Origin of the sequence: Chenggangzhangella methanolivorans, from assembly GCF_042648545.1 — a bacterium.
Taxonomy (GTDB): Bacteria; Pseudomonadota; Alphaproteobacteria; order Rhizobiales; family Methylopilaceae; genus Methylopila; species Methylopila methanolivorans.
Map to the genome: position 1 here is coordinate 23,016 of NZ_JBHRXS010000018.1, position 14,817 is coordinate 37,832.

General features: G+C 61.5%; 22 protein-coding genes, 1 tRNA gene and 1 pseudogene. 9 read left to right on the plus strand and 15 right to left on the minus strand.

Features of this window, described 5'->3' with window-relative positions; all coding sequences use genetic code 11:
• Positions 1-55 precede the first annotated feature (55 nt).
• Positions 56-724 (minus strand): outer membrane protein, encoded by a 669-nt coding sequence (locus ACFOWB_RS25100; RefSeq protein WP_378150066.1) that lies wholly within the window; start codon positions 722-724, stop codon positions 56-58.
• Between the two features lie 1,092 nt (positions 725-1,816).
• On the opposite strand from ACFOWB_RS25100, the gene ACFOWB_RS25105 reads away from it, so the two are divergent.
• On the plus strand, positions 1,817-2,005 hold the full coding sequence (locus ACFOWB_RS25105) for a hypothetical protein (RefSeq protein ID WP_261405473.1): 189 nt from the start codon (positions 1,817-1,819) through the stop codon (positions 2,003-2,005).
• Positions 2,006-2,078: 73 nt separating this feature from the next.
• Here the strand turns inward: ACFOWB_RS25105 and ACFOWB_RS25110 are convergent, their stop codons facing one another.
• A complete protein-coding gene (locus ACFOWB_RS25110) occupies positions 2,079-2,294 on the minus strand; it encodes a hypothetical protein (RefSeq protein WP_378150069.1) in 216 nt (71 codons plus the stop codon).
• Positions 2,295-2,413: 119 nt separating this feature from the next.
• Here ACFOWB_RS25110 and ACFOWB_RS25115 point away from each other — a divergent pair, with 119 nt between their 5' ends.
• On the plus strand, positions 2,414-2,638 hold the full coding sequence (locus ACFOWB_RS25115; protein ID WP_261405472.1) for a hypothetical protein: 225 nt from the start codon (positions 2,414-2,416) through the stop codon (positions 2,636-2,638).
• Positions 2,639-2,652: 14 nt separating this feature from the next.
• Here ACFOWB_RS25115 and ACFOWB_RS25120 read toward each other — a convergent pair whose 3' ends face one another.
• Positions 2,653-2,853: a hypothetical protein gene (locus tag ACFOWB_RS25120; protein ID WP_261405471.1), complete on the minus strand. Its 201-nt coding sequence runs from the start codon at positions 2,851-2,853 to the stop codon at positions 2,653-2,655.
• A gap of 184 nt (positions 2,854-3,037) precedes the next feature.
• Here ACFOWB_RS25120 and ACFOWB_RS25125 point away from each other — a divergent pair, with 184 nt between their 5' ends.
• Positions 3,038-3,268: a DUF2934 domain-containing protein gene (locus ACFOWB_RS25125; protein WP_261405470.1), complete on the plus strand. Its 231-nt coding sequence runs from the start codon at positions 3,038-3,040 to the stop codon at positions 3,266-3,268.
• A 3-nt stretch (positions 3,269-3,271) separates the two neighbouring features.
• Here ACFOWB_RS25125 and ACFOWB_RS25130 read toward each other — a convergent pair whose 3' ends face one another.
• From ACFOWB_RS25130 to ACFOWB_RS25170, 9 genes and pseudogenes are all read right to left on the minus strand, one after another.
• Positions 3,272-3,421: a hypothetical protein gene (locus ACFOWB_RS25130; protein ID WP_261405469.1), complete on the minus strand. Its 150-nt coding sequence runs from the start codon at positions 3,419-3,421 to the stop codon at positions 3,272-3,274.
• Between the two features lie 70 nt (positions 3,422-3,491).
• Positions 3,492-3,683, minus strand: coding sequence for a hypothetical protein (locus ACFOWB_RS25135; RefSeq protein WP_261405468.1), 192 nt, complete (start codon positions 3,681-3,683; stop codon positions 3,492-3,494).
• 1,392 nt (positions 3,684-5,075) lie between these two features.
• Positions 5,076-5,507, minus strand: a complete 432-nt coding sequence (locus ACFOWB_RS25140; protein WP_378150074.1) for a hypothetical protein — start codon at positions 5,505-5,507, stop codon at positions 5,076-5,078.
• Between the two features lie 93 nt (positions 5,508-5,600).
• The gene (locus ACFOWB_RS25145; protein WP_261405466.1) at positions 5,601-5,723 is read right to left on the minus strand and encodes a hypothetical protein; all 123 of its coding nucleotides are present in this window, start codon (positions 5,721-5,723) and stop codon (positions 5,601-5,603) included.
• A 33-nt stretch (positions 5,724-5,756) separates the two neighbouring features.
• On the minus strand, positions 5,757-6,176 hold the full coding sequence (locus ACFOWB_RS25150) for a hypothetical protein (protein ID WP_378150075.1): 420 nt from the start codon (positions 6,174-6,176) through the stop codon (positions 5,757-5,759).
• Between the two features lie 4 nt (positions 6,177-6,180).
• Positions 6,181-6,354 (minus strand): hypothetical protein, encoded by a 174-nt coding sequence (locus ACFOWB_RS25155; RefSeq protein ID WP_378150077.1) that lies wholly within the window; start codon positions 6,352-6,354, stop codon positions 6,181-6,183.
• Between the two features lie 177 nt (positions 6,355-6,531).
• Positions 6,532-6,708 carry a hypothetical protein gene (locus ACFOWB_RS25160; protein WP_378150079.1) on the minus strand — a complete coding sequence of 59 codons (177 nt, stop codon included), beginning with the start codon at positions 6,706-6,708 and terminating at the stop codon, positions 6,532-6,534.
• A 57-nt stretch (positions 6,709-6,765) separates the two neighbouring features.
• Positions 6,766-7,110 (minus strand): peptidoglycan-binding domain-containing protein, encoded by a 345-nt coding sequence (locus ACFOWB_RS25165; protein WP_261405463.1) that lies wholly within the window; start codon positions 7,108-7,110, stop codon positions 6,766-6,768.
• Between the two features lie 39 nt (positions 7,111-7,149).
• A pseudogene (locus ACFOWB_RS25170) lies at positions 7,150-7,455 on the minus strand (lysozyme); the annotation flags it as partial.
• Positions 7,456-8,056: 601 nt separating this feature from the next.
• On the opposite strand from ACFOWB_RS25170, the gene ACFOWB_RS25175 reads away from it, so the two are divergent.
• Complete coding sequence (locus ACFOWB_RS25175) at positions 8,057-8,269, plus strand: hypothetical protein (RefSeq protein ID WP_261405461.1); 213 nt, start codon at positions 8,057-8,059, stop codon at positions 8,267-8,269.
• A 12-nt stretch (positions 8,270-8,281) separates the two neighbouring features.
• On the opposite strand, the gene ACFOWB_RS25180 is transcribed toward ACFOWB_RS25175, so the two are convergent.
• Positions 8,282-8,354 (minus strand) — tRNA-OTHER (locus ACFOWB_RS25180).
• Between the two features lie 160 nt (positions 8,355-8,514).
• Positions 8,515-9,708 (minus strand): DUF2252 family protein, encoded by a 1,194-nt coding sequence (locus ACFOWB_RS25185; protein WP_378150081.1) that lies wholly within the window; start codon positions 9,706-9,708, stop codon positions 8,515-8,517.
• A 747-nt stretch (positions 9,709-10,455) separates the two neighbouring features.
• On the opposite strand from ACFOWB_RS25185, the gene ACFOWB_RS25190 reads away from it, so the two are divergent.
• From ACFOWB_RS25190 to ACFOWB_RS25205, 4 genes are all read left to right on the plus strand, one after another.
• Positions 10,456-10,758 (plus strand): hypothetical protein, encoded by a 303-nt coding sequence (locus tag ACFOWB_RS25190; protein ID WP_261405460.1) that lies wholly within the window; start codon positions 10,456-10,458, stop codon positions 10,756-10,758.
• Positions 10,759-10,872: 114 nt separating this feature from the next.
• Positions 10,873-11,202 (plus strand): hypothetical protein, encoded by a 330-nt coding sequence (locus ACFOWB_RS25195; protein ID WP_378150084.1) that lies wholly within the window; start codon positions 10,873-10,875, stop codon positions 11,200-11,202.
• Positions 11,203-11,283: 81 nt separating this feature from the next.
• The gene (locus tag ACFOWB_RS25200; protein WP_261405458.1) at positions 11,284-11,580 is read left to right on the plus strand and encodes a PRC-barrel domain-containing protein; all 297 of its coding nucleotides are present in this window, start codon (positions 11,284-11,286) and stop codon (positions 11,578-11,580) included.
• A 437-nt stretch (positions 11,581-12,017) separates the two neighbouring features.
• Positions 12,018-12,458, plus strand: a complete 441-nt coding sequence (locus ACFOWB_RS25205) for an FAD-dependent monooxygenase (RefSeq protein ID WP_261405457.1) — start codon at positions 12,018-12,020, stop codon at positions 12,456-12,458.
• A 256-nt stretch (positions 12,459-12,714) separates the two neighbouring features.
• Here ACFOWB_RS25205 and ACFOWB_RS25210 read toward each other — a convergent pair whose 3' ends face one another.
• The gene (locus ACFOWB_RS25210) at positions 12,715-13,662 is read right to left on the minus strand and encodes a toll/interleukin-1 receptor domain-containing protein (RefSeq protein WP_378150086.1); all 948 of its coding nucleotides are present in this window, start codon (positions 13,660-13,662) and stop codon (positions 12,715-12,717) included.
• A 22-nt stretch (positions 13,663-13,684) separates the two neighbouring features.
• Between ACFOWB_RS25210 and ACFOWB_RS25215 the strand changes: the two genes are divergently transcribed.
• Positions 13,685-14,065, plus strand: coding sequence for a GSU2403 family nucleotidyltransferase fold protein (locus tag ACFOWB_RS25215; protein WP_378150112.1), 381 nt, complete (start codon positions 13,685-13,687; stop codon positions 14,063-14,065).
• Positions 14,066-14,817: the final 752 nt, after the last annotated feature.

A 14,817-nucleotide genomic window follows, 5' to 3' on the forward strand; every position in this document is an offset into this window, starting at 1 on the left:
CGAACTTGCGGGACCAACGAACCAACAACGAGTTCGTTCGAACGGCGGCTAGTCGTTACCAGCCGAACTTATAGGCGACGCCCGCCATCACGCGGTGCTCGTCGTACTTGCTTCGAACCGGAACGCCGGCCAGGCGGAAGGTGTCCTTGCCGAGATCGGTGTAGCGGTACTCAGCACGAACCACGACGTTGTCGGTCACAGCCGACTCGACGCCGCCGCCGATCGTCCAGCCGACCGCGGTCTTGTTGTCCTTGGCGCCAAGGCGGCCCGCGCGAACCTTCACTTCGCGATCCGCATAGGCGACGCCGCCCGCGGCGTAGAAGAGGACGCGGTCGACAGCGAAGCCGACTCGAGCGCGAGTGGCGCCGGTCCAATCGGTCTGGGTCTTCGCGGTCGCGCCGAACGCGCCGCGCGTGCGGTCGATGTCGGCCCAGTTGAAGTCAGTCTCGATGCCGAGGACGAGCGGCGAGTTGTCGAGCTGAATGTTGTAGCCGGCATAGCCGCCGAGCATCCAACCCTTAGGCTTGGCGCTGAGGCTGCCGCCGGCCGCGCGGAAGTTGGCGTCGCCCCAGGCGTATCCGACCTGAGCGCCGATATAGCCACCGGTCCAGCTGAAGGACGGCACCGCCACGACTGCGGGCGCGGCCTCCATAGGAAGGTCCGCCGCATAGGCAGACGTCGACAGCAGCAGCGCGCCGCCGATGAGAGCAAGTTTCGTCTTCATGATGGGAACTCTAAAAATACCCCGGAGGCGCCGGCGGCTCGCTACGCAACTTCCGGGATGAACGCCGGGCACCCCATTGCCGTCAAGTTGTGGCCGCATGTTTGGCGGCGCTGTGGCCTTTTGGTCTCGCGCATATTCGTAAAACGAACCAGACAGCCGTCGCCGGAACAGACGCGAGCGCTCATGGTTGTGCGGTTAAACGGGAGTGCTTCATGGACCATCAAGACGACCGCCCTTCCACTGAAACGAACGCCACTCCCAGGCCGCCAGCCGGGGAGAACATCAAGAACCTCGTAACCCCGGGGGATGATGCGTCGGAGGAAGCCGAGGCCGCATACGAACAGGGCGCCACTTCCGATGGCGATGACACTATTGAGGGTGACGTGGCTCGCCCGCTAGAGGCAGACGAGGCTCAGTCTCCAACTTGACGCCAACCGATGAAGAGCTTTTTGGGCTGCTAGCCAAAATGGGACCGGTGCGAGGAACCGCCCTAATCGACGCCGCGGATGCGCCCGACGTGCTTTGGAACAAGCTGGCGAAAGGAGCCGGATTGTCCGATGAGCAATCGCACTCGCTGCGCGCCTTCATCCTGCGCTCGAGGCGTCCGGAGGACTAAACGCGTTTAGCCCGCCTAGACACGTGAGCGGATCGAAACCGAGCCTCGGGTTTCTCCATCATGCTGAGAAAGAACAAATAAGTTGAGAACGAATCCGGACGTGTCGTCGAAACTGCTGTCGAGGCGAAGCAGGGCACAGACGCACCGATGGGCATGTCGGTCGTTCTCATCGTTGGAAGAGCGGGAGCGGCTTTGGCGATGGGTTTCGCCTGGGTCTAGTTTTTCTAGGCTCTGGCTTCCTACCCGATTGCTTCTCAGAGCAAGCAATATGACCTCAATGTCAGATGTCGGTAACCTCGGAGGGCCGGAAGCGCCGCTTCCCGGCGGACCTGTAACCAGGCCTCCATCGTCGACGATATTCCAGAGCTAGGTCCCGACATCGTGCCGCGGCCGACGCCGTCTGCGCCTGAGCCGACGCCTCCAAGCCCAGCCAAGCCCGCGCGCGTCTCGCCAGCGAACAAGCTGACGCCTAGGCGATGAAGAATGTCGCGATGCGAGTGAACCGGATGGCGCGCAGCGATGTCCGGACGGCGGTCGCGACCGCGTTCGATCGCTTCCACGCCAAGCCCTCGGCGCTGCCGGCCGCGCTGGCACCGCAGGCTGTCGGGGCGAGATCAATCGCGGCGATGCGACGGTTCTCGATGTCGGCGTGTGGCAGGCGTTGAGCGAGCTAGCTGCAACGACGGTAGCGGGCAGTCCGAGGGGATAAAATTTGGCGCGCCGTCGCCAAGTCCCGTGTCACGCCGCTCCGTCGTCCGTCTCGGTCGTGAGTTTCTCGGGCGGGATTGCTCCGGGCGCGGCCTCTTCCGAACTCGACGCGCCTGGCGTGCCTACCGCCAGATCTGCGTGGATCAGAGCGGATTGCTCGCTTGGGTAGGAGGCCGAGACAGCGTCTCCAATCTTGTAGGCCCAACCGCCGTCCACTTTGATGATCTCGTAGCGCTCGTTCGACATGCTTTTCTCCCTGTTAAAGGGGCAACGGACGCGTTTGGCCGGAGTTCCCATTCCTTTTGATCGAGGGGTTGCCAAGCGGCGTCCGCGGTCGAGGTCTCCTGCCAACGTCGGAGGCCAACATGCCAAACGATCAGGACCGACCGTCGACGGAGACGGAAGAGACGCCGGCGCCGCCGAAAGGGCAGAACATCAAGGCTTTGGTGACGCCCGGCGACGACGCAGTCGAGGAAGCGCAGGACGAGCAGGAAGCGCCTCCTAAGGGGGCGTCGGAAGACGACGCCGAGGAGCAGCGCGGCGATCTGCCGGAAGATGCTCCAGCCTCTTTTACCGGCTTGGCGGGCTAGGACGATCAGGAAGACTAGCCTGACCGCTCCGAGTGCTCTGCGAGGCACTTTTCAATCTCGGCAATAATGCGCTTGGTGTAGTTGACGGCGTCAGTGACACGGTCCATTTGCTGGCCACGGGAATATTCGTAGGACCGCATGGTCCCGTCCTCGAGCCAGATCAGGCGCTGCCGAAAAATCGCCAGGTCCTCTTTCAGTTTCTCACGAAACTCCACGTCTTCCTCCCTCGGCTACCGATGAGAAGCTCAGGGGAGGGTCGTTCGTTCCGGTGCAGACAGAAGGTGCCGGTGTCGTGAATTCCGGCTTCGACCTGTGAAGACTTAGCTGGAACGAAGGCGTTCAGCGTGTGTTTTGCGGATGATCCGACGCGGTCGGAAATCATTCGAGAGAGCCAGCGCTATGAGCGATCGAGAAGCCCAGATTAAACAGCGTGCCTACGAGCTCTGGATCCAGGCCGGAGAACCGGAAGGAAGCTCTGACCAATTCTGGTATCAGGCCGAGAAAGAAATCGATGGTGATGACCCTGCCGCTTCGGGCAAGGGCGCGGCCCTGACGCCGGCCGAAGAGCTCGAGAAACAGCTGGAAGACACCATTCCGGCGAGCGATCCGCCGTCAGCGCTGCTGCCTTAAGCACTAAAAGAAATAGGCCCAAACAAGCCCCATCCCTAGTGCAGCGCCCACCGTGCTGACAACCAAAACGACCGGCATGCCCTTAGGTGCATCGGTGCCTTGTTTGGCTTCGACTGGGGTCTCGACAATCTGCCCATGCTCGTTTTCGGTCATGCTGATCTCCAAAGGGTTCGGAGATCAACACAGCAAGACCGAGATCGATCCAACTTGGGGGTGGATTGCCCTAGCTCACTGCGGGCCGGGGCAATTTCGTCAGACGCTTGATCGCATCACCAACTTCTTTGGCGCGCTTGTGTAGCGCGCCAATATTTTTGTCGCCACTCGTGCGGATGTTGAAGACCTTCGTGGCCAAGTCCTCCTCGGAGGCACCAGGGTCTTCTCTAAGAGCCTTGAGAACCAGATCGTCGATTTGCATTGGGTCCTCCTTTCTTGCGCAGTCGAAAGATTGCGCCTGGTGCGCTTCAGCTAAGTTGCTCGAAAAGCAAGAAATTTAGGAAAATCCAGCCTAGATAACGAGGGTGTTGTCGCTCTGCGCTTGCGCAGTTTTGTCCGCCCCAAGTCCGGTTGTGGGTAGTCGGCCCAAGGGCCTCACCGGCGCGATCTGCGCATGTCGAGATCAGCAACTTTCCCGCCAGACTGACCGTCGCCGTCCCGACTAGGCTCGCGGACGCAGTCCGCAAGGCCGCCGAGGCGCGTGGCCTATCGCCGCCGACTACCTGCGCGGCGCTATCACGGCGCGCTTGATGCTTGACGGAAATCCTTTTCGCGCCATTCCGAAACTAATGCACGTTACGATCCAACGCTGTTTTTTACGTGTGATCTCAGGATCGCATGGCTCGTAGGCCGCAGCGGCCACCAGCGCTCCCGCGCTGGCGCTCACGGCGCCGAAGATGGCTGCTGACTGTACCAACGACCGGCTGCAGGGCCGCGGCTCGTCCATTTGATACGACCTCGCAGGCCTTCGCCAGCGCTCTGGCCTGCCGGTTTCGGAGAAACTCGTTCGCGACGGTCTTGATGATGCGGCCGAGCATGACGGAGCCTCCTTGGTGATCCGGGGCTAAGCGCGCAGTGACTGATTCCGTTCCAAAGGAAGCAGACAAGCGTTCGCCCCGTGGCACTTAGCGGATTGCGATGGAATAGAGGGGCCTTTCAGAGTGAGGTCGACATAGAGCCGGGCAGTTTCGGCGGGCCGCCAGCCATCTGAACCTCCGATCGGAGGCGGCGTTTTGTATAAACCGCGACCCCACAATTGGAGGGTCTCTTGGAGATGCCTTACCGTGACAGAAATCCCTGATCATTCCGAGATTGAGGCCGCTCGTGAGGCTATCGTGGCGCTGATCGGCGAGGAGTACAGGCTGCATACCTCAGGTAAAATTTGACCCTTACGAGTTTGGAAACGCAGTCGCCCCACTGGTGAACGCGCTAGCGGCGCTGTCGCTGATGGAGAAGCAGGACGCCAGGCAGGCATCCCCCGGGGGGGGGGGGTCTAGTCGGGCCGACGACTGACGCCCAATGCAGTTAGTATCGCGACCCGCACCCATCCTCAGCGCCTGCACGATCCGGTAGTGCGCGGCGGAACTATCGCGCGTGCATCGAGCTTATAAAACGTCGCAAGCGGGAGAGTGGCGTGGCGGTGTACGGGATTGAGGCGGTCGAACTGTTCGCGGTGATTGCGGGGATGTATGGGGCCGGGGTCGCTGCCAGCCTAGCGGTGTTCCGAGCTCGGTAGCACGCAGACGCAAAAAGCGCCCCGTCCCGGCTCCGGCCGGGCGGGGCGTCATTATCGGTGATTAGGGGTGATTACCGCTCACGGGCCGCCGCGAGACATCGCCCGGTATTTTTCCTCGCGCAGATCCTCGACCTGTTTCTCTAGCCGTTGGATGACGTCGCGAACGCCGTAGGTCGACCCGGCCTGCGCCTTCACCTCGTCGACCTGGCGCTGCAGGTTGATGATCTGCGCATTCTGGCTGCGCCAGTGCTCCTCGTGCTCGCCGCGTGGCACGATCGCCTTGCTGTCCTTACGGATGCGCGCCTCGAGGGCTCGTAGATCCGCCGCGCCGGCCGCGATCTTCGCTTCGACGTCCTGGCGATAGACGATCCGGTTGTTCTCATACGTCGCCTTGAAGTCCTTGAACCCCTCGACCGAGAGGGCGTCCTTGGCGTTGGAGCGGATGTCGTCCCGCGCGTCCCGCAGGCCCGCGGTCACAGGCAAGTAGGCCAGCGTTCCGATTAGTCCCATGAAGGCGATCGTGATCGTGGCCGCGACGCTGATCGCCTGCCACTGAGGCTTCTGGTTGGACCGAAATTCGGCGCCGATGTCGGCGACCGACTTTTAAAGCTGTCGAAACCCGAGGTTCATCGACTGCTCAAGCTGGCCGATGCGCGCGCCTTGGTTGGCGACGCGCTCGTCCAGCTGAGCGTATCGAGCTTCAGGATCGAATGCGCCGTTGCCCATCGTGCTCACCCTGCCTGTTACCGCGATATCCTGTTACTGCGCCGCCTGCTGGACCTTGGCCGCGGACTCGGCGACCGACGCCTGAACCTCAGGCAGCTTCGCAATGATCTTCGTGCGCAGCTTGTCGTCGTCCTGTTTGAGACCCTTCACGGCCTCCGGGTTCTGCTCCTTCACCTTGGCGAGCGCGTCGGCGATGATCCCGCTGTCGACGCCCTTCAGGACGCCGGGCACGCCCTGCGCGGACTTCACGGTGACGATCATCGTCAGGACGTTGAGGATCGTCCGGTAGAGGCTGGCGGCGCGCTTGTCCTGCTTGACCGCGTCGACCGCGGCGGCGGCCTTCAGCGACAGCCAGCCGACGATGATCATGAGGGCGAAACCGAGGATGGACGCGACGCCGGTGACCGCCTGCGGGCGGAACTCGGCCCACACTTCGTTGAGGAAGGCTTCCATGGCGTCAGTCCTTGGTGACCGACCGGCGCGCCTTGCGCTGGCCTTCGGGCTTCGGAGCAGGGGCAGGCGCGATGATCGCGCTGATGATCGGGGTGGCCGCGCCCCAGAGCCGCTGCTCCTTCGCGCTGCAGCCGGCGAGCGCGCATGCGAGCGCGAGCGCCGCGAAAATGCGGGTCATGCCAGATCTCCGATGTCAGGAGGGTGCTCGGCTGCCGGCCGGGCGCGGGACTGCTAAATGCAGGCCTTCAGCGAGTGTTGAGGAAGGCGCTGCGACAGTATAATGGTGCCGCTCGGTGGGGCTTGGAGTACCAGCGTGCCTGAGTGGAAATTCTCTTTGAAGCTTGACCCTGCCGCCTCAGATGAAGCTGAAGCTGTGCCAGCGCATGCGCACATTCGGGGGAAGCGGCGCGAGATCAAAGTTCGGATTGATCTCCCCAATGATCCGACTGAGTCCGCCGACGAAAAGCGCCAACACATTGCGGCTCTGGTCCGAGCGGCGCTTCAAAGCGCGATTGACGAAATCCCATTTCACGACCCCGACGCCATGAAGAACGTCGAACTCAAGACGGACCGCGGGTAGGCGCGCGCATCACGCCGCCGCGCCCCAGGTCTTCGAGCCGACGATACCGTCAGGCACGAGGCCGCGGGCCTTCTGGAACGCCATGGTGACAGCCTCGGTCTTTGACCCGAAGTCGCCGTCGGCATAAACCCCGATGATGCGCTGCCACTCGGCGACCACCGGCCCCTTGTCGCCGCGGCGGATCGTGATCCTGTCCGCAGGAACGGTCGGCTGGGCCGAGGCGTCGCCCGCGCCGAGGAGCGGAAGGATTGGAACGCGTCGCCCCTTCGACCAGAGCACGGCGCCGGCATCGCTCGCAGGAAGGACGGTGACCATCGGCTCGGCCGCATAGGTTCCGTCGCGGAACAGCAGCATCTCCTTGGTGCGGCGGCCGACAAGTTCGGGCGGCTTGACCTAGGCCATGAACCGCGCCGCGGCCGTCGCTCGATCTCCGGCGTTGAGCGAGGCCATCAGGCTCGCGCGGCCGATCGAGCCGGTGTTGAAGTGGAACGAGGTCAGCGCGTCGAACTCGTGCTGCGTCACCGGCACCTTCAGCGCCGCCGTGACCCCGGCCTCGTATTTCGCGATGTCCTTCCGGAACAGCGCGATCCACTCTTCCACGGGCCTGTCAGCCGTCACCGTGACGGGGTCAACCCCGCCCGCCGCCTTGGTGTGGCCAACGCCGACGGTCCAGACGCCGACCGAGTCCTTTAGCGCCGCGTGACGATAGCCTCATGGCTCGCGAGCTCGGCGAGCCCGCGGTCGGACACTTTCATCGTGATCTCCGGATATGGAAAAGCCGCCTCGAGGGCGGCGGGGTCACTGCGTCAGGTCGCGGCCCGGGATGGACGTGCCGAGCACCGTCGGATTGATGATCGCGCCGATCAAGCGCGAGCGTCCCGCCCAGCGTCGTCGGCATGGTTTTCCAGCACTTGCCCGTCGCCATCGTCGCGGTCGAAGTCGAGACGTTGCAGATGTACGGCTGCGTGTCCGAGACATTGATGCGCTGCGGGTTCAGGTAAACTGTCCGCCCATGCGAGCGCCACGAAGATCAGCGCCCAAAGCGGGAAGCCAAGCCAAAGGCCGACAACAACACCGCGCATTAGAGATCAGCCCTGCGCAGCGCCGGCAGCGGAAAGCGGATCGTGGTCGCGGGTGATGAGGCAAGCGCTGGGCTCTGCCTGAAGGCAGATCGCGACGATCAGCTCAGCGATGCGCATGGCGCAGAACCCTTCCCAAGAGGACACTGTCTGGATCTCGGCTCGCTTGCGCGGAACTCTCCGCCACGCTTACGTTTAGGTGCACGGTAGCGAGCCTAACGATGACTGATCTCGAAGAGGCAATTGCCGACTTGGCCAAGCGGATCGGCCTTCTCGAAGAGGCCAACCGCCAATTCCGTGCTGGTGAGATGTCCTACAAAGACATGGGGCCACCGGAGGTCGATCGGACACCTGAGGCCATCGCTCGCAACCAGGTTGAGATTGACGAGCTTCTGGATGAGATCGGACGCTTGCGCCTCGACGCTGACGACTGACAAGCTTTGCGTTGGAGCGGCTCGTCGGGATCGAACCGGCGTCACCAGCTGGAAGGCTGGAGCTCTGCAATAGAGCTAGAGCCGCGAAACGAAGAGCCGTGGTGCGAACGGGCCCCGTAAGCCTCAACACCGCCCGAACCCAAACCCTCGTGATCGTAGGGCCCAGGAATGGTGATGACGATCTAAGTCATACCCTGCCTGATCTCCGGCTATCTAGCGCTTGAAACCCCTATTCGCGTCGATCCTCAGGCCGCCTGATCGAGCGCGTACCTCCGACAATGCTCGAGGTAGCCCGCTTCATGCCGCCCCGCTAACTCCACCACTGCGCTCCAAAGCCAAAGCGGCGCGTCGAGATCGGGGCGTCGATGGTCGAGGAGCGTCTTACGCCAAGCGCGACGCACCTTCTCGTCCATCTGCTGCGCGTGCGCACGGCCGACGACCCATGCAAGATACCGAGCGGCCTTCAGCGCTTCGCTGCGCGAGAATTGCTCCACCTCAAGCTTTAGATCCTGCGGCATCAGTTCTCGGATGAAGACCGACCGACCGCCGACCCTAGTGGCAATCATTCGATCGCCGAGATGCGGCGAGAGAGCCTTCGCCCCAGCCACGACGCGTTCGGCGTGGTCATCAGGCATCTCGGCGAGATGCCTGGTCGGCGAAATTGGCGCGACTGCCTCCTTCACGTCGATCAAAGCGAACCGCTCTCGCTTTGGGCCAGCCTTCACCGCAATTATTGCGGCGTAACGCAGGTTGCCAAGAGAACTGCAGCCCTTCATCCAGTAGGCCGCGTCAACCAACCTGGTTTTGAAGTCGTTGCCCGAAAGCGAAAGGACGGTCTTGGCGACTTCCGGCCGTTCGAGCGCTTCGGACAGATCGCGAGCCTCAGCGGGTTCGAGATCCCAGAATTTCGGCCCGCGCGGGATTTTTGGATCCTTGTTCTTGAACCGCTCGCGAGCGAGGTCATTCCATTTCCGCCCGAGCGCTTTTCGTCGAACCGTTTTGACGACTCCAGGCTCCGCTCCAGCAGCCTCGATGTCAGCCGATGGATCATTCATCGCCGACTCATAACCTTCGATGATCTCGCCGATCATCTCAGCGGTAATGACCCCCGGAAGATCCGATCCGCGATTGGCGCTTGCAAGCGAAAGGGCTAGACGAATGAGGTCGAACGCCGGGTTGCCTATCACCGCCTGGTCGTGGTCGCGGATCTGAACTTCGACACCTCCGCCGCCATCGGACAGCGGCCCAAGATTGCCAAGGTGACAGTCTCCGCAGATCCAAACCGCGGGCCCGACAGGAATCCTTTTCGCTACGGCGGAGCCGGCGAGCCATTCGTAGAATCTGTCGGTATTGCCGCGCACATAGGCATGAGCTGAGCGCGCCATCTTGTAGACACGCGCAGCCTCGAGCAGGCGCTCTCGTTCGGAGTATCTGGGCATCAACGCAGCACCGCATGGATCACGCAACTGTGAGCCTTAAGCGCTTGGTCGACTAAAAACGTTCCGGCTGCTTGTTATTCACCAGCCTCAGCCTCTGAGCGTGACGCCCCGAGGCCCGGAGCTGTCTACGCTGCTCGCGCAACGCTTTCCAACCCTGACGCATCGGTAGCATCAAATCCGGCGAGTTGTGACACCTTTCGAGATCAGGCAGGCGCAAGAAAATGTTGCACTTGCTTAGGTTTATGGAAAGTCCCTCAAGTGCATGGTGCATGTGGCGGTAAACTGTCCGACAAACCCGCCCGGTTTTGCTGCACCATTCGGAGAATGACCTCCTGGAAACGATGCTGAACGCATCGGCCCAGAGGGTGCGGCGCTCCTCCTCGGCGAGCTTCTCGCAGGACCACGCCGAGGGGCTTCTGTCGGAACTGCGTTCAGCGCAATACCGCCTCACGCGGGCGGGATGGGCAGCGCTGGGAGCTATCGAAAAGCCCGTCTCCACCCGGATTCGTTTTTGGGCGCCGGGCAAAGAAGTCGTTTGGGGAGTCATCTGCGCTATCTTAGGCGCGGCGATCACATATGCGCTTGGGATCGAATAGTTCCCAACTCGCGCCCGCGGCAGGCGATCGCCGCTACCTCTGACGAAGCTATTCGGATTTCCCGCCCCTCAGCCGCGGAGCACCAGCCCGATGCGAATGCGTCGGGCTTTTTTGTTGTGCGTGAGATCGCGCCTCGCTTACGATCCACAGCATGACGACGGTAAAAGACTGCCTCGCAACTTTCGCCACCTCTGCTTTGCTGGGTTCTTCGGAAGCGCGCAGCGTGGCCAAGGCCGCCGTCGATCGTTATCTTGAGATGCATACTCACTCGCCGCTTGGGCAGACGGCCGCCTTGTACGAGATGCTTGAGGCCTTCGAAGAACTGAAGATTGAAAGCGCCGTAGCGCTTCAGATCGAGCTTGATCTGGAAGCGAGGATCGCCGCGATTGGCCGCGCAATGATTTTGGGCGACGCACCCACGGCAAAGGCCGAAGAAATGCCGGAACCGGCCTGACAGCTTCCATCAAAAGACGCTGCGCCCTCGCGCGGTTGGCGGTATTGAGTGGCTCAAGCCCCGCTCGACTCGGGAACTTTGACCGTGATCCATTCTCGATATCAGGAGAGCGAGATGATCACGGACCGGACGAACCTCGGCAGGATCAGGCACTGCGTCCCAAACGGTGAGGCTTTCCGAGATCGCCTGCTTTTGCGGTTTGAGCAGTCGCCGAAAGACCTGCGCCCGGACGACATGATCGTCATCGACTTCTCAGATGAGAGGGAGCTCACGCTTCACGTGCGGTCGAGCCAGGAAGGAAAGGTTGAAGTCGACGCTGACGTCAGCCTTCACGGGCGGTGGATCTTCGATCTGACGAAGGTCGACGATCTCAGCTGGACGGTCTGCCTTCAGCCTCAGCACAACGAGCTCCTCGCCGTTATGCCTGCTCCAATGAGACGCTAAGGAGCGCCGGCGCGTCTGCTCTGGAACAGACAGAGCCCCGCGTGGGTTTGCTTAAGACAAGCCACGCATGGGAGCGAAGCTATGGATCACAGCAAGCACGTCCGACTTTCCCCTCAGGAACTCATCCCGTCGACGCTCGAGGGCGCGACGATCTACGGTCCCGAGGACGAGAAGATTGGCTCCGTCGCTCACGTCCACGGCACCGGAACTGACTCCCAGGTCGTGATTGACGTAGGCGGCTTTTTGGGAATCGGCGCGAAACCCGTGGCGGTTCCAGTCGCTGACCTTGACTTCATGCGCGACGAAAGCGGCCACGTTCACGCAGTCACGACGTGGACCAAGGACCAGCTGAAGGCTATGCCTGAGCACCACCACTAAATACTTTGTCACTCATCGCTTGGGCGGGAGCAAATCTTCCGCCCAAGCGAGCAGGGGTTCCCTCGCGAAAGTGACAGCTCGACCTAGTGGCGAGTGCCGGTTTTCATCGCCTCGAGCCGGGCAGTTCACTCCGCCAATTGAATTTCAGCAAGGCTGAGCTTCCGCTCTACGTTTTGGGCGCTGGCACCTATCGCGTTAGCGACAGCGAGCAGATTCTTTAAACGAACCACGCGCATGTGCCGTCTTGCGACGTCGTGGCGAGCGGCTTCGAGAGCAGTGATTTTTTCCATCATAAGTCTGGAAGCGCTGCCGCAGCCGAAGGTTCCCGAAAACTCGGGGACTAAGCGGTCTGCGCTACCCGAGCTTACCGCCAGAGGTCATTCATTCGCGAGCGCTTCGCCGATGCAGGATGGGAAGCGTCGCGCGTCCTCGATGGCATGGAGAACGCCGACGACTTTTACTTCGAGGTGCTTCGGCAGGTTCGAATGGATCGATGGTCGGCTGGCCGCGTCGTTCTGGCGGGTGACGCCGCGTGGTGCGCGACGCCGATCTCCGGCATCGGCACGACGCTTGCCATCGTCGGAGCCTACGTGTTGGCCGGCGAGCTATCCAAGTCGACCGATCCTAGCGAGGGGTTCGCCGCCTACGAGCGGATCATGAGACCGTTCGTAGAGGAGGGCCAAAGCGTGCCCAAGATAATGCCGCGACTTCTGAACCCTCACAGCCGGATAGGCGTCGCGATGCTGCGAGGCGCGTTGCGCGTCATCGATCAGCCTGTCGTGAAAGGCGCCGCAATGAAGCTGTTCGTCAGAGATTCGCAGAAGCTTGAATTGCCCGAATATGGCTCCCCGACTGGGAAAACCTCCAGCACACCGTAGCCGGCAGAGCCCTTACGCAGACTGCTCGAGCAACGATACGCGACGCGGTGCTCGAGCGGTCCGTGGCGCGACTGAAAAGGGGGCGCCGGCCATAGACTGCTGAAGCGTGGTCAATGAAGGATGAAGAGCGCGGACGGTCTGGCTCTTTCAACGCGCTTGCAAGTCGAATGGATACAGAAGTTCGACGCGCGACCCTAACCCCGCCTACTGAAAGATGGCCTTCCGAACGTCCGCTACGGGTCAGGCGCGGCGCTCTCTACCGCGTCCGCAACGGTCCGATGAGCATGTCCCAATAGAGTTCGGCACCGCCCTCATATGTTAGCTTCTGCTCGCGACCTGAACCTGTCATGGCCATGCCCATCGACTTCAGGAACATGCCCTGCTCGTCGGCCTCCACGCGTAGGTTCTCGTTGAAGCCGTTTCCAATCATGCTGTCCGTCGATGAGTAGGAAATCCCACGGCCCATGGAGCCGTCCATGAAGACCGCGCAGCGCGCAACCGCATTGCCGTCCTCGTAGATGACTGCGGTGAAGCGGTTGGCGTCGACGCGCCGGAAGTTGGTCTCGATACCGCCATTGCGCTTCTCCAGCTCCGCAAGCGACCCCTCGAAGAACCGACCGATGTAGTCAAAAGCCTCGTCGAGGAAGCGGTCGCGGTCGACGTCGGTGAAATTCTTGCGAAGCCTAAGGTTGCTAGACCGTAGTCCCGCGTTGGACGGAGCCGTGTCCGCCCCAGCTTTGAGGACATCTGGCTTCGAGGTGCTTGCCACCGGGACGCTCAGCGTTTGACGGATCTTTTGGACAACGTCGAGGAAGGCCTCGTCGAGGTCGGGCCAACTCCTGATTGGCTTTCCATCAGTCGGTGCCGCGAGCAGCTTCTTGAAGGCGGTCTGCTTCCAGTCGCACGCGCGCAGTATCACGGGGATGACGCGCGCCTCGCCACGCTTGTGGCGCTCAAGCGCCCGGACCATCTCGACGTCGTGGCAGTAGTCGGACGCGATGAAATCGGGAGAAACCAGCAAGAGGATTACATCGGCGCGCTCGAGTTCTGATCGGACTCCCTTGTCGAAGTCATCCCCGACCGACAGCCGCCGATCGTGCCAGGCATCGATCAACCCTTGCCGCTTCATCGCAGAAAGCGCGACCTCGAGCCGGTCGCGAAGCTCCTCATCCTTATGAGAGTAAGAGAAGAATACGGTCGCCATGGCTCCTCCGGTCAGAAGGAAGATGGGTGACGAGAGGGATTCGATCCAGACGACCGACGCTTTCGCCGAAGACTCCTGTGGAACCAGCGTACCGATCAATGGGCCTGAGCCGACACGGTTCGTCCTCCATAAGCTCATGGTTGCCCAGATTCGGCGACACGCAGACGCCCGCAGCGCGGCGAGGTTACGAAAGAACGTCCAGCAAGCTGGCGCCCTGATCGAAGCGCTGGCTCGCCAGTGGCCGGGCAGCCTGAGAGACGCATGGGAGAAGCTGGCCTCGTGCGGAGCCTCCTGGCGCGAGAAAGCGCCAAAAGCCTCGTCCAGCTTCCGCCAAGGCCAAGCGCGCGAGCGGCGCGGGAACAGGATTAAGGCGCCCGTCCCGCCAAGCCCGCCTTGGGACTGACTAATTCTGAAACAAGACTCGTTTAATATGGATCTACAGACTCGCGTATTCTGATTAAATCTATCATAATCAATATTTTAAGTGCGGTAAATCTCGGTTATTTTGAAAATAGCCTGAATTGCTTTGGCTCGGGTACCTGCTTTAAATCTGGCGGGACAAGGGTCTCGCGTGGCCAAAAGGTCTTCGGCCACGGGGTGAGGGCACATACGAAAAGGAGCCGGCCGAGAGCTGGTACGACCGCTATCTTGATTGAGTCGGCCATCGTCACCCGCTTATCGCCGGCCGCCGAGTATACCGGCACCGGGACCTCTCGCCTTACTGCTCGCTCCCCTTAACCGGTCTGATTCGGACGGAGGAGACGCGGACGAGCGATGAACTCCCTAGGGCTCACTGCTCATTCTGGGAGTTCAATCCAGAGCACCATCGGGTCTTCAATATGTATCCGGACGTTCCGACCGCCAGGCCGATGAACGCGTGGGATATCCCTGTCTTGCTTCTCCACACGCCCACGGGCTTGGTCGATGCTCAGAACCCAAATTCCGACGTCCGCCACTTCCTAATCGAGGGCCATTTGCGGATGCGATACCTCAGCGCCCTGGTTCATCGCAGCGACGCAGCCCCGTCACACGGGGTTTCCGTCCTGCAGTACGGTTCGATCAAAAGTCCTCAAAATTGAACAAAAATTCGGGCCTTAGACTCGGCTTTGCGAAATAGCGTCATCTAGACTCAATAATTGAGGAACTGGACTCGAT